At 65.0% G+C, this 17,165-nt stretch carries 21 protein-coding genes; 9 read left to right on the forward strand and 12 right to left on the reverse strand.

The genetic code is table 11. The annotated features are described in order from the left end of the window. Window positions 1–19: 19 nt before the first annotated feature. Window positions 20–499 (forward strand): MbcA/ParS/Xre antitoxin family protein, encoded by a 480-nt coding sequence (locus MLB1_RS18815; RefSeq protein ID WP_180751371.1) that lies wholly within the window; start codon window positions 20–22, stop codon window positions 497–499. Next, window positions 500–1,057: an RES family NAD+ phosphorylase gene (locus tag MLB1_RS18820; protein ID WP_180751372.1), complete on the forward strand. Its 558-nt coding sequence runs from the start codon at window positions 500–502 to the stop codon at window positions 1,055–1,057. 3 nt (window positions 1,058–1,060) lie between these two features. Here MLB1_RS18820 and MLB1_RS18825 read toward each other — a convergent pair whose 3' ends face one another. Next, entirely contained in the window at window positions 1,061–3,001 is a 1,941-nt protein-coding gene (locus MLB1_RS18825) for a copper-translocating P-type ATPase (protein WP_219603351.1), read from the reverse strand. 214 nt (window positions 3,002–3,215) lie between these two features. Here MLB1_RS18825 and MLB1_RS18830 point away from each other — a divergent pair, with 214 nt between their 5' ends. Next, a complete protein-coding gene (locus MLB1_RS18830; protein WP_371750654.1) occupies window positions 3,216–3,395 on the forward strand; it encodes a DUF1942 domain-containing protein in 180 nt (59 codons plus the stop codon). Between the two features lie 44 nt (window positions 3,396–3,439). Here the strand turns inward: MLB1_RS18830 and MLB1_RS18835 are convergent, their stop codons facing one another. From MLB1_RS18835 to mshC, 3 genes are all read right to left on the reverse strand, one after another. Then, a complete protein-coding gene (locus MLB1_RS18835) occupies window positions 3,440–3,802 on the reverse strand; it encodes a hypothetical protein (RefSeq protein WP_371750666.1) in 363 nt (120 codons plus the stop codon). Window positions 3,803–3,887: 85 nt separating this feature from the next. After that, a complete protein-coding gene (locus MLB1_RS18840) occupies window positions 3,888–4,757 on the reverse strand; it encodes an SDR family oxidoreductase (protein WP_180751374.1) in 870 nt (289 codons plus the stop codon). Between the two features lie 9 nt (window positions 4,758–4,766). After that, complete coding sequence (gene mshC, locus MLB1_RS18845) at window positions 4,767–6,005, reverse strand: cysteine--1-D-myo-inosityl 2-amino-2-deoxy-alpha-D-glucopyranoside ligase (protein ID WP_180751375.1); 1,239 nt, start codon at window positions 6,003–6,005, stop codon at window positions 4,767–4,769. 220 nt (window positions 6,006–6,225) lie between these two features. Between mshC and MLB1_RS18850 the strand changes: the two genes are divergently transcribed. Both MLB1_RS18850 and MLB1_RS18855 read left to right on the forward strand, forming a co-directional pair. Further along, complete coding sequence (locus MLB1_RS18850) at window positions 6,226–7,944, forward strand: NAD(P)/FAD-dependent oxidoreductase (RefSeq protein WP_180751376.1); 1,719 nt, start codon at window positions 6,226–6,228, stop codon at window positions 7,942–7,944. 4 nt (window positions 7,945–7,948) lie between these two features. Further along, window positions 7,949–8,347, forward strand: coding sequence for a DUF2834 domain-containing protein (locus tag MLB1_RS18855; RefSeq protein WP_180751377.1), 399 nt, complete (start codon window positions 7,949–7,951; stop codon window positions 8,345–8,347). On the opposite strand, the gene MLB1_RS18860 is transcribed toward MLB1_RS18855, so the two are convergent. After that, complete coding sequence (locus MLB1_RS18860; RefSeq protein WP_180751378.1) at window positions 8,344–9,108, reverse strand: 3'(2'),5'-bisphosphate nucleotidase CysQ; 765 nt, start codon at window positions 9,106–9,108, stop codon at window positions 8,344–8,346. The two genes, MLB1_RS18855 and MLB1_RS18860, sit on opposite strands and share 4 nt — an antisense overlap. A 55-nt stretch (window positions 9,109–9,163) precedes the next feature. On the opposite strand from MLB1_RS18860, the gene MLB1_RS18865 reads away from it, so the two are divergent. After that, window positions 9,164–10,009 (forward strand): LLM class flavin-dependent oxidoreductase, encoded by an 846-nt coding sequence (locus MLB1_RS18865; RefSeq protein ID WP_180751379.1) that lies wholly within the window; start codon window positions 9,164–9,166, stop codon window positions 10,007–10,009. Window positions 10,010–10,012: 3 nt separating this feature from the next. Here the strand turns inward: MLB1_RS18865 and MLB1_RS18870 are convergent, their stop codons facing one another. The 7 genes from MLB1_RS18870 to MLB1_RS18900 form a co-directional block, all read right to left on the reverse strand. Next, the gene (locus tag MLB1_RS18870; protein ID WP_180751380.1) at window positions 10,013–10,345 is read right to left on the reverse strand and encodes a DUF732 domain-containing protein; all 333 of its coding nucleotides are present in this window, start codon (window positions 10,343–10,345) and stop codon (window positions 10,013–10,015) included. 94 nt (window positions 10,346–10,439) lie between these two features. After that, window positions 10,440–11,318, reverse strand: a complete 879-nt coding sequence (locus MLB1_RS18875; protein WP_180751381.1) for a hypothetical protein — start codon at window positions 11,316–11,318, stop codon at window positions 10,440–10,442. Between the two features lie 70 nt (window positions 11,319–11,388). Continuing rightward, the gene (locus tag MLB1_RS18880; protein ID WP_180751382.1) at window positions 11,389–12,180 is read right to left on the reverse strand and encodes an SCO1664 family protein; all 792 of its coding nucleotides are present in this window, start codon (window positions 12,178–12,180) and stop codon (window positions 11,389–11,391) included. Further along, window positions 12,164–12,751, reverse strand: a complete 588-nt coding sequence (locus tag MLB1_RS18885) for a DUF3090 domain-containing protein (protein WP_180751383.1) — start codon at window positions 12,749–12,751, stop codon at window positions 12,164–12,166. The genes MLB1_RS18880 and MLB1_RS18885 overlap by 17 nt, the downstream gene beginning before the upstream one ends. A gap of 21 nt (window positions 12,752–12,772) precedes the next feature. Continuing rightward, on the reverse strand, window positions 12,773–13,465 hold the full coding sequence (locus MLB1_RS18890; RefSeq protein ID WP_180751384.1) for a histidine phosphatase family protein: 693 nt from the start codon (window positions 13,463–13,465) through the stop codon (window positions 12,773–12,775). After that, window positions 13,462–14,292: an undecaprenyl-diphosphate phosphatase gene (locus MLB1_RS18895; RefSeq protein ID WP_180751595.1), complete on the reverse strand. Its 831-nt coding sequence runs from the start codon at window positions 14,290–14,292 to the stop codon at window positions 13,462–13,464. The genes MLB1_RS18890 and MLB1_RS18895 overlap by 4 nt, the downstream gene beginning before the upstream one ends. A 56-nt stretch (window positions 14,293–14,348) precedes the next feature. Continuing rightward, window positions 14,349–14,663 (reverse strand): hypothetical protein, encoded by a 315-nt coding sequence (locus tag MLB1_RS18900; RefSeq protein WP_180751385.1) that lies wholly within the window; start codon window positions 14,661–14,663, stop codon window positions 14,349–14,351. An 89-nt stretch (window positions 14,664–14,752) separates the two neighbouring features. Here MLB1_RS18900 and MLB1_RS18905 point away from each other — a divergent pair, with 89 nt between their 5' ends. From MLB1_RS18905 to MLB1_RS18915, 3 genes are read left to right on the forward strand one after another with little or no spacing between them, the layout of a single operon-like run. Continuing rightward, window positions 14,753–15,811: a hypothetical protein gene (locus MLB1_RS18905; protein ID WP_180751386.1), complete on the forward strand. Its 1,059-nt coding sequence runs from the start codon at window positions 14,753–14,755 to the stop codon at window positions 15,809–15,811. Further along, on the forward strand, window positions 15,808–16,068 hold the full coding sequence (locus tag MLB1_RS18910) for a DUF5703 family protein (RefSeq protein WP_180751387.1): 261 nt from the start codon (window positions 15,808–15,810) through the stop codon (window positions 16,066–16,068). Before MLB1_RS18905 ends, MLB1_RS18910 begins: the two co-directional genes overlap by 4 nt. Further along, window positions 16,068–17,129: a quinone-dependent dihydroorotate dehydrogenase gene (locus MLB1_RS18915; RefSeq protein ID WP_180751388.1), complete on the forward strand. Its 1,062-nt coding sequence runs from the start codon at window positions 16,068–16,070 to the stop codon at window positions 17,127–17,129. The genes MLB1_RS18910 and MLB1_RS18915 overlap by 1 nt, the downstream gene beginning before the upstream one ends. Window positions 17,130–17,165: the final 36 nt, after the last annotated feature.

The raw sequence follows: 17,165 nt of genomic DNA on the forward strand, positions 1-17,165 counted from the left end.
TGTTGGGTACACTTATGGCATGGCAGCGACACGGCGTAACACCACCGGCAAGGCGGTAGTGGCTTCCGGGCCTGCGAAAAAACGCGGGTCGACGGCGATTCGCGCGGTGAGCACGCCCCAACGTGTGGTGGTCGGCAGCCTGGCGGTCGCCACACAGCCGGCCGATGATCCGCTTGCTCCGCTGCGGGTGTCCTACCTGGTGGACGCCGTTGGCGGGGCCGCGCAGTTGGCCCGGATTATCGGGGTGAATCGGTCGCAACCGTCACGGTGGATCTCCGGCGAGGAACGCCCCGGCGGCCGTACCGCCCCCCTCATCATCGACTTGGAGCATGTTGTGTCCCGGGCGCGTCTGGTGTGGGGTGACCCCGCCGCGACCACGTGGCTGGAAAGTGCGAACAGCTACCTCGGGGGCGCCCGCCCGCTGGATGTGCTGCTGAGCGAGGGGCCGGGCCGGGTCCTCGATGCGCTGGATGCGGTTACCGCGGGGTCCTTTTCGTAGATGCTGGCCTACCGGATCTTCCCGTACCTCGCGGACGCGAAGACGGGACAACCTGGACATCCGCTGTACCAGCACCGACCGCAACGCAGTGGTCGAATCGACCATCCCGACTACTACGTCTGGTACTTGGGAACGCGACCCGAGGTGGCATGCGGAGAGGTGTTCGGCGATCTACAGATCTGGGACGACTCGATACTGGAGTTCCCCTTGCTGGGTACCCGCAGGGCGCTCGGAGTGTTCAGCCTTCCTGACAACCTACGGATATGTGATCTCGATGATGCGAAACAACTTGTCAGGCTTGGACTTCGCCCTACGCAGGTGGTAGCGCGGAACCTCGCCATCACCCAGGCGTGGGGACATCAGATCTGGTCGGAGACCATGGCTGACGGCGGGGACCAGCGGTGGCAGGCCGTCAGATGGTGGTCATATCACCGCCCGTCGTGGCCGGTGCTGGCAAGTTGGCACCGCCCGAAACTGGAGCGAGTCGAACTCCTCGACCTCGACCACCCGGCCATCATCGATGCGGCGGCAGCACTGAACCGTCCGATAAGCCGCTGACGCTCACCTACCGAGGATTCGCCGCACGCTTTCTTCTGGTCGAAGATCCAAGCGGCGCAGCAATTGTGCATTGAGCGCGACCACCACGGTGGACGCCGACATCAGGATGGCTCCGATGCTCATCGGCAGCACGAATCCGATCGGGGCCAGCACCCCGGCCGCCAAGGGAACCGAGATCAAGTTGTATCCGGCTGCCCACCAGAGGTTTTGCTTCATTTTTCGGTAGCTGGCCCGCGACAACTCGATGACGGAGAGCACCGAACGTGGATCGGAACTCCCCAAGATGACACCGGCGGAGGCGATCGCGACATCGGTTCCTGCACCGATAGCAATGCCCACATCGGCTTGTGCCAGCGCGGGTGCGTCGTTGACACCGTCACCGACCATCGCCACGACGCGCCCTTCGGCTTGGAGCTGCACCACCGCCGATGCCTTAGCCTCGGGCCGCACCTCGGCGAACACCCGATCCACGCCAAGTTTGGCCGCGACGGTGTTGGCCACCGCATGCGCATCGCCGGTGATCATGACGACCGAGACGCCCAGCCTATGCAGTGCGTCGACGGTGTCCCGGGACTCCGGCCGGATATCGTCGGCCAACCGGAGCGCTCCCGCGACCTGCCCGTCGGTAAGGACATGCAGGATGATCGCGCCTTCGGTCCGCCACTTTTCGGCGATCGACAGTTCTTGTGCACCATGACTTTTCAGTAAGGCAGGCCCACCAACGGCGACCTGCACACCTCCGACATCCGCGGTCACACCCAGGGCAGGCTCGGAGGCAAAGCCGCCGGCTGCGGCGATCTTCAATCCGCGACCGCGAGCGGCTTCCACGATGGCACGCGCCAGCGGATGCTCGCTGTCGGTTTCCGCCGCGGCCGCAAGTGCCAGCACGGCGTCGGCATCGCGCCCGTTGACGGGTTCCACACCCGTCACGGTCGGGGCACCCTTGGTCAAAGTTCCCGTCTTGTCGAACAGCACGACGTCCACGGTGCGCATCTGCTCCAGGGCCAGCCGGTCCTTCACCAGGACCCCGCCCCGGGCCGCCCGTTCGGTGGCAATGGAAACCACCAACGGAATGGCAAGACCCAATGCATGCGGGCAGGCGATCACCAGCACCGTGATGACGCGGACCACCGCGGTATCCGGCTCTCCCAGCACGGTCCACGCCACAGCGGTCAACGCCGCCGCACCGAGCGCGAACCAGAACAGCCAGCCTGCAGCGGTATCGGCGATCCGCTGTGCGCGCGAGCTGGACGCCTGAGCGTCGGCGACCAGACGCCGAATCCCGGCAAGTGTCGTGTCGTCCCCGACCGCAGTGACTTCTACCCGCAGACCAGAGTCCGTGGCCACGGTGCCCGCAACCACATGATCGCCACTGTGACGGCGTACCGCGCGAGACTCCCCCGTCACCATCGATTCGTCCAGATGGGCGCTGCCCTCGGTGATCCGACCGTCCGCGGGCACCGACCCACCCGGCCGAACGACGACGATGTCGCCCACCCGAAGATCGGCCGGTGCCACGGGCACCACCACATCGCCCTCGACGCGCTCCGCGGTGTCGGGCAGCAGTGCCGCCAACGAATCGAGCGCCGACGTGGTCTGTGCCAAAGATCGCATCTCGATCCAGTGACCGAGCAGCATGATCACCACGAGAAGCGCCAGCTCCCACCAGAAATTGAGCTGGTGATCGATCAGGCCGAGGCTGGCGCCCCACGACGCGACGAAGGCCACCGTGATCGCGAGCGCGATTAGGAGCATCATTCCCGGCTTACGACCGCGGACCTCGCTGACCGCGCCGGTCAGGAATGGCTTGCCACCCCAGAAGTACATGACGGTGCCGAGCACCGGCGATACCCACGGGATCCATCCGGTGGTGGGCAGCTCATAGCCGATGACCATCGCGAACATGTCGTTGAACGCGACAACCGGTACCGAGAGCGCCAGCATGATCCAGAACAGCCTGCGAAACTGCCCCACGTGATCGCCATGGCCACCGTGGTGGTCGCCATCGCCCGAATGGTCCGCATGTCCTGAGTGTTCGTCGTGCTGATGGCCGTGATGCTCATGTGCGCCAACGTGCTCAGCGTGATCCGGATGCAAACTCATACCGCCAAATTATACCCCCAGGGGGTATAGGTCAACCGTGTATGCCGGCAGGCCTGTGACTACCGTCCCCAGTACCGAGGGCCAAAGATCGGCGGGCACCGTCTACTTAGATGTGCCCGGCCCCGACCCGATGGCAGCGGTTTACGCCGCGGCCGGATCCGCCCCGGCGATGATGAAGGACTGCCCATGCTGCCAGGACATGCCCGCACCCACGTCAGACGACGGCCACGGCTGACCAACTGCGCAGCATGGAAAACAGTTGTCGCGTACAAGGACTATCTAGCACTGGACCGTGACGTACATGACGTGTGAAGCCAGCGAGCGAGTGGGCGGTCCTTTGCGCTGCGGTACCTGGTTGTAGATGTGCCGACCAACGCGTACCGAGGTGGCGATGCACTGCGACAGCGGTTTGGTGGGGCCGTTGCGGTTGATGATGACCTGATCCCCGCGGCGCTTCAGCGCAGTGATCACGGCCTGGGCGTTATCGGGTACCTGCGGTCCTGGTCGCGCCGGGTCGACGGAGGCGGGGACAGATGCGGAGGCGGGGGCGGCCAATGCGAGGGCCAGCCCCGCCGCCGTCGCGAGGCCGCCGACGCGACGACTGAACGCGGCGCGAGGCACTGTCAACGATGATGTGGCCAAGGCGATGATGCGCACCATGACACCACCCTACGCCGACACCCCATACCCGTAACGGGTATAGAATGGTGGCCCTCAAAGAAGGTAGCTAGCCGCCAGCCACCTCGCCGCGCGTGGCGCGCTGCAGCGCCGCCACCTCGGCGTCGATACGCGGCAGGATCTCGGGGATCATGCCCCGCACGGGGAGCTCGCCGAGCGGTGTCGACAGCACCGGCTTGATCCAGTGGGTGACCCCTACCCAGCCGGGACAGTTGATGCGTCGACGGCGGCGCTCGATGCCCTTGACGAACGCCTTGCCGCACGCTTCGACCGAGGTCACGGTGCCCAGTGGCGGTGGCAGCCGGGTCAACATCTCCGAGAACGCCGACAGGTTGGCCTTCTGGTCGTTCACCATCGAGGTATCGATCCACGACATATGCGCCGAACCGACATCGACGCCGCGGTGCGCCACCTCCAGACGCAGGGCGTTCGCGAAATGTTCGACGGCCGCCTTGGAAGCGTTGTAGGCCGTGACACCGGGAGCCGCGGCGTACGCGGCAAGGGAGGACACGATGAGCACGTACCCCTGCCGTTCGATCACCGAGGGCAGGGCCGCGCGCACCGTGTGAAATACCCCGAGCACGTTGACATCGATCAGCTTCTTGAAGGCGGCCGGGTCGATCTGCAGCACCGAGCCGAACGCCAGCAGGCCGGCATTCGCGAGCACCACGTCGATCCCGCCAAACCGCTCCACTGCTTGTGCGACGGCATTCTCCATGGCCGCCAGATCGCAGACATCGGCAACCGCCACCAGCACGTGATCAGGGCCCAGCTCGTCGGCGATCGCGGTGAGTTTGACCTCGTCCAGGTCGGTGAGCACGAGATTGGCGCCCTTGGCGCGCAGCCTGTGCGCGAGTTCCACACCGATTCCACCGGCACCACCGGTGATCAGGACGGTCTTACCTGCCATCGTTCCCATGGCCCGACGCTACAGCCGCACTCCCAGCAGGGCGTCCACCGCGTTGCGCACCTGGGCGCCCGCCTCGACGTCATGACCGCCGTAGGCCAGCGCATCGGTTACCCAGTTATCCAGGGCGGCAAGCGCTTTCGGCGTATCAAGATCGTCGGCGAGATAGCGCCGCACCCGTGACACCACATCACGCGCGCTCGGCGCGGTGGGCAGCTCCGCCGCATGCCGCCAGCGGGCCAAGCGGCCCTGCGCATCGGAGAGCACCGCATCGCTCCAGGACCGATCCGCGCGGTAATGGCCGGTCAGCAGCCCGAGCCTGATCGCCGCCGGATCCACACCGTCAGCGGTCAATCCGGACACCTTCACCAGGTTCCCCCGGCTCTTGGACATCTTGTGCCCGTCCCACCCGATCATTCCGGCATGCACATAGTGCCGAGCGAAACGGCGTTGCGAGGTCACAGCCTCCGCGTGCGCGGCACTGTATTCGTGGTGCGGGAAGATCAGGTCGCTGCCGCCGCCTTGGATGTCGATGCCCGCACCCAGCTCCCGGAGCACAATCGCCGAACATTCCACATGCCATCCGGGGCGTCCGGCACCAAATGAGGCGTCCCAGCTCGGCTCTCCCGTCCGGGCCGCACGCCACAGCAGTGCATCGAGCTCGTTGGCCTTACCGGGCCGATCAGGATCGCCACCACGTTCGGCGAAGAGCCGCGACATTGTCTCGATGTCGTATCCCGACTCGTAGCCGAACTGTTCGGTGGCGTCGACCCGGAAGTACACGTCCGGATACTCCGGGTCATCCACCACGTACGCGGCACCCGAAGCCAGCATCTTCTCGACCAACTCGATGATGCAGGCGATCGACTCGGTGGCCCGCACATACTCACGCGGCGCCAACACGCGCAAGGCCGTCATATCGCCCCGGAACAGCTCGGTCTCACGATCCCCGAGCTCACGCCAATCAAGGCCGTCACGATCGGCACGCTCGAAGAGCGGGTCGTCGATATCGGTGACATTCTGCACGTAATGCACGTCCAGACCCGCATCCAGCCACTGCCGATAGATCAGGTCGAAGGTGAGATACGTTGCGGCATGGCCGAGGTGGGTCGCGTCATACGGAGTGATGCCACACACGTACATGGTGGCGGTGGGCCCGGTGGCTACAGGCCGCACCTGACGGTCGGCCGTGTCGTAGAGCCTCAGCTCCGGCCCACGCCCGTCGAGTTCAGGAACCGGCGCCGACGCCCAGGACTGCATGCCACCACTGTATTGGGCCGCCCGGGGACGGTGATGCATGAGGTCCGGTACCGGCGAGACCGCGGGAAAACCGGCCGGTGTCGGCGCTCCACCGCTTCCCGCGTGCGTCCAGCGCTTGACCGCAAGTATATCGACTGGTCTACTTCCGGTATACCGATCGGTATTCCTAGTCGCCGGTCGCCATGAGCGCCACATCATCACGAGCACCGGAGGAACCTCAATGCAGAGGGCAGCAGAAAAGTGGGACGCGATCGTCATCGGATCTGGCCTCGGCGGCATCTCCGCGGCCGCCCACCTCGCCGCTGTTGGCCAAAAGGTGCTGGTCCTGGAGCAGTACGACGTCATCGGCGGCTCGTCTCACGTGTTCCGGCGCAAACGTGATTGGGAATGGGATGTCGGGGTGCATCACATGGGCGACTGCGGCCCGGGCGGCATCCTGCCCGCCTTGTTCAAGAGCTTGGGCGGCGAAGGGCGCGTGGAATTTGCCGAACTAGACCGCAAGGGTGTCGAGACGTACACGCTGCCTGGGCACACATTCACGACTCCGCGCGGATGGGACAACTACCTCGCCCGGCTGATCGATACGTTTCCCGACGAGGAGAGAAAGATCCGGCGGTTCGTCAAGCTTGTTCGCCGCGCCGGCCGCGGGCTGGACCGGGACCGGGGTCTGTCCAGCCTTAGCCGTACCGCTGCGGGAGTTTTGCGCTCGGGTATCGCCGCCCCGCTGCTGGGCCTGCCCATGTCGAGAGTCTTCCGGCTCTTCGGATTTTCCCCAGCCCTGCAGATCGTCCTGTCCCCGCCGTTTGGCAGCGTCGACGCGCCACCCAGCCGACTCCCCTTCGCCATCTACGCGGTGTTCCAGTGCATGTTCATTGAGGGCGGCACCTGGTACCCGAACGGTGGTGGCCAGGTACTTTCCGCGCACCTCGCCGATGTCGTCCGTTCATCGGGCGGCATGGTGCTCACGAGCGCGTCGGTCTCCCGGATCACCATCGAGTCGGGCGCGGTCACCGGCGTAACTCTCGACGACGGTCAGCAATTCTCCGCAGCCGTTGTGGTCTCCAACGCCGACATCAAGAAGACGTACCGCGATCTTGTCGGGCACGAGCACCTGAACCGGCGCACCCTGCGGCGCGTCGAGAAGTACCGGATGGCCCTGCCGTTCTTCAACGTGTACATCGGCTCTAGCCTCAATCTCGCCGAGACAACCCCGCCACGCGACGCGTTCGTTTTCCCGACACTTGTCGATTTCGATGAACTGGAGCGGCGAATCAGCGCCCCCGGGCTGACACCGCAGGAATGGCTGAACCTGATCCGCGATTTCGCCCCGGTGTACATCCACTGCTCGAACTTGAAGGATCCCAACGGGACCCGCTATGCGCCATCCGGACACTCGTCGGTGGAGATCATGCTGCCCCTGCCCTACAACCCGCGGCTGTGGCATATCGAGCCCGGATCGGAGTCCTCATATCGGCGTGTGCCCGAATACCAGCAGATGAAGGAAGACCTCACCGACATCCTCATCGAACGCGCTGCCACGGTGTTCCCCGGTTTCGAGGACTCGATCGTCTACCGCGAGGCCAGCACGCCGCTGACCCAGGAACGCTATACCCGGTCCTCGGAGGGCTCTGCCTACGGAATCGAGTTCAACACAAGGCAATTCGGCCCGCTACGACCGGGTGTTCGCACCGAGATTAGAGGATTGTTCCTCGTGGGCTCGAGCACCTCGTGGGGTCCCGGTACCGAGGCAGCGCTACTCAGCGGACGCTGGGCGGCCAGTGCGATCACTGGGCGAGACCTGCAGCGCGAAGTGAGCGGCGGAGCGCAATTCGTGAGCCCCACGGACCTGACACCGGTCGAAACCGGTTGGGATGCACTGGAGTTCAGTAAGGAAATCGCGGTGCGAAATCGCCCACTGGGCGTCGGCGCAGCGGAGTGAATCGATGACCCACTCGATAGCCCACACCAACGGGCCCAAAACCCCTCAGCGCAAACGCACTCGCACACTCGAGCGGGTGATGCTCGCGCTGACCGTTATCAGCTTCCTGGCGCTCAACGGCTCTGCCATCGGATTCTGCATAGCGCATGGCGTCGACCTGAAGCTCTTCCTCACATCATGGTTCGCCAATTGGCCCGCCTCGCACCTATTCGGCGATATCGGCTTGGTGCTGGTGGCGTTCTGGATCTGGGCGATTGCCGACCATCGGCGCACCCGGACCCCTTATTGGTGGCTCTTGTTCCCGGTTTCGCTTCTCGTGGGAATCGGCTGCGGGATCCCCCTCTACCTATGGCTACGCGAGCGCCGGCTCCGCCTCGACGAAGGCGCGGCACAGAGCAGTTAGAGGCGCCCGGCCACCGCATCGAGCAGCAGCGGTGCCAGGTCCTGCCGGCACATGAGCAAGTCTGGCAGGTACGGGTGCGGCTCGTTGTACTTCAGCGGGGAGCCGTCGAGCCGCGAGGCATGAAGCCCCGCCGCCAGCACCACCCCGGCAGGAGCCGCAGAGTCCCACTCCCACTGGCCGCCGCCGTGCAGATAGGCGTCGGCCTCACCGCGGACGACGGCCATGGCCTTGGCGCCGGCCGAACCCATGGGGATCAGTTCCATGTTCATCCGCTCGGCCATCTCGGTGAGCAGTTTGGGTGCCCGGCTGGCGCTGACCACAACCCGAATCGGGTCCGAATCCCCGCGCGGCGCCGGGGTCACCCGCGTCTCGTCGGTGCGAAACACGGTGCCCAAGGCGGGCAGCGCGACGGCCGCATCGGTGATGGAGCCGCCGTTACCGTCCGCCTGCCACAGCGCGACATGCACCGCCCAGTCGTCGCGGCCCTGTATCCCGAACTCCCGGGTGCCGTCGAGCGGGTCGATGATCCACACCCGCTCGGCGGCGAGCCGGACCTTGTCGTCTACCGCCTCTTCGGACAGCACAGCATCCGCGGGGCGTTCCGCGGCGAGCCTGTCCAGCAGCAGCGTGTTGGCGCGCTTGTCACCGGCCGCGCCGAGCCCCTTGGGATCGTCGAACCCGAGCTCAGCTCGCACCTGCAACAACAGTTGTCCGGCATCGTGGGCGAGTTCGGCGGCGAGCGCGGCATCGGTGGTAGTCACCGACTCAGTATTACCCGACCCGGATTTGTCATACCCCGTCGGCATACTCACGCGCATGACCGGCATGCAGTACGGAATTGTCCTGACGACCGGAGACGCGGCCGATGTCGCCGAGCTGGCCGCGCTCGCCGAGGAAGCGGGTTGGGACGCGGTTTTCGGATGGGAGCCGGTCTGGGGTGTCGACGCGTGGGTGGCGCTTACGGCGGCAGCGATGCGCACCACCCGGGTAAAGCTCGGGACGATGCTCACTCCGCTCCCACGCCGCAAGCCGTGGGATCTGGCGTCCACCACCGCGACGCTGGACCGGTTGTCCGGGGGCCGTGTCATCCTTTCGGTGGGAATGGGTGCGCTGCATGACAATTGGCTGGCATTCGAACGCGACCAAGGCAAGAAGACCCGGGCCGAACTGCTCGACGAGGGTCTCGACGTCATGTTCGGGTTATGGGGAGGCCAGCCCTTCGGCTACCAGGGCAAGCACTACCAGGTGACGCCGACGACGCATATGGCGCCCGATCCGCCGGTGCAGGAGCCGCGCATCACCACCTGGTGTGTGGGGTTACTCGGCTCGCGCATGTCCATGTCACGCGCGGCCCGCTGCGATGGGCTGCTGCCGAATATCACCACCGCCGACGGACAGTTCGACATGAATCCGCCGTTGCAACTCTGGCTCGATGCCGCACGCGAAATACGCACCGTACGAAGCGATTTAGGCCACACCGGCACCTACGACGTGGTGCATGAGGCGACCACCGACTGGAACGATCTGGATGCCACCCGCGAGAAGATCGCCACGCTGCACGACGGCGGCTACACCTGGTATCTGGACTCGGACTGGCACACCGAGCACGACGATCAGCTGACTGCGCTGCGCGCCCGCATCGAGAATGGGCCGCCCCGCTGAAGGTCAGTGCTTGACGTCGGGACACATGGTTTGGGGGGCGTACTCGACCACTGCCTTCGACGCCCACTTTGGCGACCACGGGAGCAAGGTGGCGGCCGCAATCGCCTCGTCCTTCGTCCCGCCGTTACGCAGCACCCCGCAGGCCATGTTCCCGGCGTGCACGTACATCGCGGCGCTGCCCGCGTTATAGGGGTTCGCCCCAGGGATGTTGTCGTTGATGAGCTGCAGGAACTCGGCCTCGCCATCAGCATGCGCCGGTGCGGCAAGGCCGATCCCCACAGCGACCGAAGCAGCGAGTAAACCGGCAGTCGAATACCGGCGGAAATTTGTGATCATGATGCCCCCTCGTGATTGAGGAGCTCATCGTATGGCGCGATACCCGCTGGCGGGAGACGTTTTCCGAATTATCGACCAATCCCAGATTTCAAGATCACGGAGCGAACTCCCCGGTGCAGATCGCCATCGGCGGGTCGGGAAACGCGAAAGAATGGACCACGCCCGGCCTGCCCTTACATTGCGCCGCTTCCTTCGTCCCCGGAATCACGAACAACACCGCGAACGCCTTCGGGGACTGGCAAGAATCTGCGGCGACGAAGACGGTGCTTCCCATCACCACAGCCGTTTGATAGCAGGAGCCAATGCGCAGTTGCGGGGTAATGCAATACGAAAAATCACCGGCCGTAAATCCCGTATAGGTCTGCTTGCACTTGCCGCCGGGAACCACCTCGAACACGCGCCATGCGGCCTTGGGGTCCGTACACGCCAACGCCTTGTAGTCCGAGGGAGCTGCTAGCGCGATGCAGTCGCCGACCGCCGCGATCTGCCCCGGAGCCTTTGGCAGACCCGTCGGGGGTGGTACCGGTGCCTGGGGCGGCGCCATCGGTGTACGAGGCGGCTCCGCAGTCGGCGTCAGGTAGGTCGGTGCACCGGTCGGCAACTCAGGGGGCGCGTACGACACCGTGGCGCTCGGCGAGGCCGACGACTGCCGCGGATCGCTGTCCCTGTTGAGGATCAACACCAGTACCACCACGAGCACGACGACCACAGCCCCCGCTATCGAGGCGATCAGGATCCACGGTTTGGACTGTTTCTGTGGCGCATTGGGGTCCTGTCCCGGCAGGCCCGGATACATGGGGGGCACGGCATAGTCCTGCGGGACTCCGTCGTACAGGCGGCCGATCGAATCGTCCGGGTAGTCGGACGGCGCATACCCATACGGAGCCGGCGGCGGCCCGCCCTGCCATTGACCCTCGGGTGCACCCCACTGCCCCGCTCCGCCCTGCTGGTACGGGTCGTACGGTCCTGTCATATCAGCACCCCCTCTGCCCCGTTCCTTCCCGAAACGTCTCGCGTTGCCGACCAGGCTAGACGATCGGCAATCAAAACGCGGGCCACGGTATGGGCCTGTTCCGATCCGGCATCGGCATCACCGGTTCATCCAGCGTGATCGCAGCACGTTGACGTAAAGCCGTCACTTCATCCGTAGTGACATGGGCCGCCAGGGTGGCGCCCAAATCCCCCCGCAGCGCCTCCTCAAGACGGACCACGTCGGCAAGCAACTCGGGCTCGACGGGCTTGCCCGCCCACCCCCACAGAACGGTCCGCAGCTTGTCCTCGGCGTGCAGGGAGATGCCGTGATCGACCCCGTAGACACCGCCATCGGCACCCCGCAGGATATGACCGCCCTTGCGGTCTGCGTTGTTCACCAAGGTGTCGAAAACCGCCATGCGGCGCAGCAAGGTGTCATCGGCGTGGACCAGCACGATCTCGGCACCGTCGGCGTCCAATGCATGCAGGATCGGCAGGTAATCCGCCGGCACCGCGCCGGGCAGGCAGATATCGACCAGATCGAGGGCGCCCTCGGCGAGCTCCGGTTCGTGGATCCACCGCTGAACCATGCCAACACCCGCGGGACCGTCGCGAAATACCGTGTACGGCACCACATTCCAGCCCAACTCGGCCGAGATCAGGTACGCCGCCACCTCACGACCGGCCAATGTGCCGTCCGGGAAATCCCAGAGCGGCCGCTCTCCCCGCACCGGTTTGTAGACACAGTGCACGCCGCCCTCGACCTCGCAGAGAAACGTGGCGTTACTCGCCGACCGGATGCGGCCGATGACGGTGAGCTCGCCGTCACGGACCGCGGCGTGATCGTCAGGACTCGGCGTCATCTACAGCCCCGGGTACCGTTCCCCGGCGGTAGCCGTTGGTGCGTACGCACACATGTCCAGCCGGGTCGAGCGGCTCTTCGCACAGCGGGCATGGGGGCCGGCCTGCGGAAACCACCCTGGTGGAGCGTGTCGCGAACTGTCGCGCAGCCTCCAGGGATAGGAACACCCGCACGGCGTCCGGACCGTCCTCGGAATCGTCGAGCACCACCGAGGCATCGAACTCGTTCTCACTCACCGCCAGCAGCTCGACCACTACCGAGTTCGCCTCGGCATCCCAGCCCAGCCCCATGGTGCCGACCCGGAACTCCGCGTCGACGGGCATCACCAGCGGGCTGAGATCTTCGACCACATCGGGTTCGGGCGGGATCTCCGTTCCGAACCGGCGACGGACCTCCGTCAGCAGGGTTCCGATGCGCTCGGCCAGCACCGACACCTGTTGCTTCTCCAACGACACGCTGACGATGCGGCTCTCGTGGACGGCCTGCAGGTAGAACGTACGGTTCCCCGGCTCCCCCACTGTTCCGGCAACGAACCGGTCCGGGCTGCGGAATACGTGAATCGATCGCGGCATGATGTCTCCAAAAGTACCGGTCTAGTCGGTCGTACCGCCCACAGGAGCGTCAGAGGTATCCCCGGCGGACTTCTCCGGCGGTCGGACACTCAGTGCGCTCGACAGGTCTGGGCCCGTGTGGTTCATGTGCAGAACGAAGGGCCGCAGCTCGGTATAGCGCACCACGCTCATCGATGCAGGGTCGGCCACGATGCGCTGGAATGCATCCAGGTGCGTGCCGAGTGCATCGGCGAGCACCGACTTGATGACATCACCGTGAGTGCAGGCCACCCAGATGCAGTCGCCGCCATGCTCCTCGGACAGCCGCCGATCGTGCTCGCGTACCGCCGCCACCGCGCGCGCCTGCACTTCCGCGAGCCCCTCGCCACCCGGGAACCGTGCGGCGCTGGGCTGTTGCTGGACAACTTTCCACAGGGGTTCGGCGAGCAACTCGGCGATACCGCGGCCGGTCCACTCCCCGTAGTCCACCTCGGCGAGCCGATCCTCGACGACCGGCATCAGGTTCAGCTCCGTCGCCAACGGCGCCACGGTCTGCTCGCATCGCAGCAGCGGAGAGCTGACTATTGCTTGGACCGTCACCGCGCCGAGACGGTCGACCACACCGCGGGCCTGGACTCGCCCCTTCTCGTCGAGCTCAACACCCGGGCTGCGGCCGGCGAGAGTATGCGCGACATTTGAGGTGGAGCGGCCATGACGCAGCAGGATGACCGTCACGACGCACTCACCACCCCGGCTGCGAGCAAGCCCATCAGTGTCAGGCCCAGGACCACCCGATATCCGACGAACCAGTACATGCTGTGGTTACTGATAAAGCGCAACAGCCAGGCAACGGCGGCGTAGCCGATGACGAATGCGATCAGGGTCGCCACCAGCAGCTGTGGGCCCGTCGCGCTCATGCCCTCGGTCACCGGATGGAAGGCGTCGGGCAACGAGAACAGGCCGGAGGCCAGCACCGCGGGTATCGCCAGCAGAAATCCGAACCTGGCTGAGGCGGGCCGGTCGAGTCCGAGGAACAGCCCGGCGCTGATGGTGGCGCCCGACCGGGAGACTCCCGGGATGAGAGCCAAAGCCTGTGCGCTGCCGACGATCACGGCGTCTTTCATGGTGAGCTGTTCGGTGTGACGCACCTGACGCCCGTAGTACTCGGCGGCGGCGATGACCACTGCGAAGGCGATAAGCGAGGCCGATATGATCCATAAATTCCTTGCACCGGAACGGATTTCGTCCTTAAAGGCAAGCCCCAGAAATCCGATGGGCATGGTGCCGACAATGACGTACCAGCCCATCCAGTAGTCAAAGTTCCTGTGCGCCTTGACGAACAAGCCATCAAACCACGCGCGGAGAATGCGCCAGATGTCCTTGGCGAAATAGAGCAACACCGCCGCCTCGGTGCCCAACTGGGTGACCGCGGTGAATGACGCGCCGGCATCTTCGTTGAAGAACACCCGCGACACGATGGCCAGATGCCCTGACGACGAAATCGGCAGGAATTCGGTGAGCCCCTGGACCACCGCCAGCACGATCACTTGCAACCAGGACATTGCCGCTACCGCCGTATCCACGACAGCGACCGTACTGGACGCGGCGGCGGATCGCCCTAGCCGGCCAGCAGCCGGGCGAAGCGTCCAGTCGTCACAGGTTGCGCATCGGCGACCAGATCACGCACCGCGGCGATGATGCTGCGCTCATCGGTAACGTCGATATCGATGATCGGCCGGGTTCCCACGGCCACGACATCGCTCTCGTCGGGTACCACTTCGGTTCGGAAGGCTCGATAGATCTCGACCCGCAGCAACGAATCCTCGATGCGGAAAGCGAAGCTACGACCATCGCCCACCTCACCAAATCCATTCGCGTGCACGCCCGTCACAAGAACCTCGACGGTGAAGACAGCATTGTCGGCAAGCGTCATGTTCCCCACGATAGCCCCCAGCTACCGACTGCTAGCACCAAACGCGCCGAGAAAGTCATGTGCTGCGCGGCAACCCCAGGTCAATTGCGATGATGGATGGGATGAATCGTCTTCCGGGCCGCGGCGTGCGCGGTATGAGGGGCTCTGTCGCCGCGCTAGCAGCCGTCATCGCGGTGGCCTCGGGTGCCATTTCGGGCTGCACGTCCGAGGACAATCCCGCTGATCCGCCCGTTATTACCCCGGCCTCCGCGGCGCAGGCACCTCCATTGACCACCGCCCCTGCCGGAACGGTGCACCGATTTGCGGGCGCTGCCGACGGTGTGCTGTGGGACAAGTCGGCCAATGCAGTGTCGATTCTGTCCGATAACGGTCGGACAGTGACGTTGTTCACGCCGCAGAATCTCGACGTGCCACGTCACATCATCCGGCTCGCGTCGCCGGCCACCGCGGCGGTCGGTGACGGCAACGGCACGCTGTACCTGTCCACCAAGGGGGGCTATTTCCGACTCGATATCGCCTCGGGGCGCGCGGACAAGGTCAACATCCAAGGCCACGAGCACATCGAGTTTTCGGCGGTGACTCGTCGCCCGGACGGTCGAATCGTGTTGGGAAACACCGACGGCACGGTTTTCACCCTGGATGCCGAGAATGCCGTCACGGCAGACGCCAAGGGTTTCGCACGCATCGATTCCCTTGCTTATCAAGGCAACACGATCGCCGTTCTGGATCGCGCACAGAGCTCGGTGACCACACTGTCCGATTCGGGCGATCGCACCGTTCATGCACTTCGAGCAGGCGACGGCGCCACGACGATGCTCGCCGACGACAAGGGCCGCCTCCTGGTCGCCGACACACGCGGCGGCGCCCTGCTTGTGTTCGGGGTGACCGACTCGCTCATCCTGCGGCAGCGCTACCCCGTGCCCGGCTCCCCATACGGACTGGCGTATTCGACCAAGCTCACCTGGGTGTCACAGACGGCGACGAACACAGTTATTGGCTACGATCTTTCCACCGGCATCCCCGAGGAAAGGGCGCGATTCTCGACTGTGCGGCAACCTAATTCACTGGTCAGCGACGGATCCACGTTGTTTGTGGCATCTGCTGCAGGTGACGGAGTACAGGCGATCGACATCAGGAGCGCCGGATGAGGCGGGCCGCACGCAGTGGCTTTCCTCCGGGTTGGGAAACTGATTCCGATGACGAGTACGACTACTACCCGCTGCGATTGCCGCCGGAAATCACCAGGATCACCGCCTCGCTCCGGCTCTCGATTCAGGCCGAGTTCGGCGGATGGGAATTGACCCGCGTGCGGCTCTACACCGACGGGAGTCGACGAGTTCTATTGCGCCGCAAGAAATCACGTGGCAGCCTAACGGGCGGACCAATGTCGGTCCCGGTGATGTGATGCTGCATACGATCCTGCTGCGGCTGCTTTTCCTGGTGCCAGCCGAACGTGTGCACACCCTGGTGTTCGGAACCCTGCGTGCCGCGGCCGCTTTCGCGCCGACCCGGTGGCTGATGAACCGTCTACTTACCCCTACCGATCCCATCCTGGCCACCGAAGTGTTCGGGCGGCGCTTCCCGGCACCATTGGGGTTGGCCGCCGGATTCGATAAAAACGGCGAGGGCCTCAAGCTGTGGGGCCCGTTGGGGTTCGGTTATGCCGAGGTGGGCACGGTAACCGCCATCGCGCAGCCCGGCAACCCAAAACCACGGCTGTTCCGACTCAAGGCCGACCGGGGGCTGCTCAACCGAATGGGCTTCAACAACCACGGCGCGGCAGCGCTGGCACCCCGGCTGGCAACCCGAAACGCTACCGTGCCGATCGGAGCCAATATCGGGAAGTCGAAGATCGTGGAGGCCGCATTCGCGGCCTCGGACTACCGCGTGAGCGCGAGGCTGGTCGGGCCCGCCGCCGACTTCCTTGTGGTCAACGTGAGCTCCCCCAACACTCCTGGGCTACGCGATCTTCAAGCCATCGGCGAACTACGCAAGATCCTCTCCGCGGTACTCGAGGAGACCACCACGCCGGTGCTGGTGAAGATCGCACCGGACCTCTCCGATGGCGATATCGACGAGATCGCCGATTTGGCAGCAGAACTGGGCCTCGCCGGAATCGTCGCCACCAACACCACCATCAGCCGTGCCGGATTGAAGACGCCGGATGTGGAAAGCCTTGGCCCCGGAGGTATCTCCGGGCCACCCGTGGCCGCGCGATCACTGGAGGTATTACGCAGGCTGCACCGCAGGGTAGGAGACCGTCTGGTGCTCGTCAGTGTCGGTGGTATCGAGGATGCCGACGAAGCCTGGGCGCGGATTACCGCCGGAGCCTCACTGCTACAGGGTTACACCGGTTTCATCTACCGGGGCGGGTTCTACGCCAAGCGGATTCACGACGGTATCGCCCAACGTCTCCGCGAGGGCGGATTCAGCAGCCTGGAGGAAGCCGTCGGATCCAGTTCCTAAGCGCGAGCAGACGCTTAGTGCACACGAATCGCGGGT

Origin of the sequence: Mycobacteroides sp. LB1, from assembly GCF_013449725.1 — a bacterium.
Taxonomy (GTDB): domain Bacteria; phylum Actinomycetota; class Actinomycetes; order Mycobacteriales; family Mycobacteriaceae; genus Mycobacterium.

What these genes read in the sequence shown, in the direction of transcription:
- MLB1_RS18820 (WP_180751372.1), top strand. Translation starts at nt 500, where the DNA reads ATGCTGGCCTACCGGATCTTCCCGTACCTCGCGGACGCGAAGACGGGA.
- MLB1_RS18895 (WP_180751595.1), bottom strand. Translation starts at nt 14,292, where the DNA reads ATGTCCTGGTTGCAAGTGATCGTGCTGGCGGTGGTCCAGGGGCTCACC.
- MLB1_RS18880 (WP_180751382.1), bottom strand. Translation starts at nt 12,180, where the DNA reads ATGACGCCGAGTCCTGACGATCACGCCGCGGTCCGTGACGGCGAGCTC.
- MLB1_RS18865 (WP_180751379.1), top strand. Translation starts at nt 9,164, where the DNA reads ATGACCGGCATGCAGTACGGAATTGTCCTGACGACCGGAGACGCGGCC.
- MLB1_RS18910 (WP_180751387.1), top strand. Translation starts at nt 15,808, where the DNA reads ATGAGGCGGGCCGCACGCAGTGGCTTTCCTCCGGGTTGGGAAACTGAT.
- MLB1_RS18870 (WP_180751380.1), bottom strand. Translation starts at nt 10,345, where the DNA reads ATGATCACAAATTTCCGCCGGTATTCGACTGCCGGTTTACTCGCTGCT.
- MLB1_RS18915 (WP_180751388.1), top strand. Translation starts at nt 16,068, where the DNA reads ATGCTGCATACGATCCTGCTGCGGCTGCTTTTCCTGGTGCCAGCCGAA.
- MLB1_RS18875 (WP_180751381.1), bottom strand. Translation starts at nt 11,318, where the DNA reads ATGACAGGACCGTACGACCCGTACCAGCAGGGCGGAGCGGGGCAGTGG.
- MLB1_RS18905 (WP_180751386.1), top strand. Translation starts at nt 14,753, where the DNA reads ATGATGGATGGGATGAATCGTCTTCCGGGCCGCGGCGTGCGCGGTATG.
- MLB1_RS18855 (WP_180751377.1), top strand. Translation starts at nt 7,949, where the DNA reads ATGACCCACTCGATAGCCCACACCAACGGGCCCAAAACCCCTCAGCGC.
- mshC (WP_180751375.1), bottom strand. Translation starts at nt 6,005, where the DNA reads ATGCAGTCCTGGGCGTCGGCGCCGGTTCCTGAACTCGACGGGCGTGGG.
- MLB1_RS18825 (WP_219603351.1), bottom strand. Translation starts at nt 3,001, where the DNA reads ATGCTGGCGCTCTCGGTACCGGTTGTCGCGTTCAACGACATGTTCGCG.
- MLB1_RS18900 (WP_180751385.1), bottom strand. Translation starts at nt 14,663, where the DNA reads ATGACGCTTGCCGACAATGCTGTCTTCACCGTCGAGGTTCTTGTGACG.
- MLB1_RS18815 (WP_180751371.1), top strand. Translation starts at nt 20, where the DNA reads ATGGCAGCGACACGGCGTAACACCACCGGCAAGGCGGTAGTGGCTTCC.
- MLB1_RS18885 (WP_180751383.1), bottom strand. Translation starts at nt 12,751, where the DNA reads ATGCCGCGATCGATTCACGTATTCCGCAGCCCGGACCGGTTCGTTGCC.
- MLB1_RS18840 (WP_180751374.1), bottom strand. Translation starts at nt 4,757, where the DNA reads ATGGGAACGATGGCAGGTAAGACCGTCCTGATCACCGGTGGTGCCGGT.
- MLB1_RS18850 (WP_180751376.1), top strand. Translation starts at nt 6,226, where the DNA reads ATGCAGAGGGCAGCAGAAAAGTGGGACGCGATCGTCATCGGATCTGGC.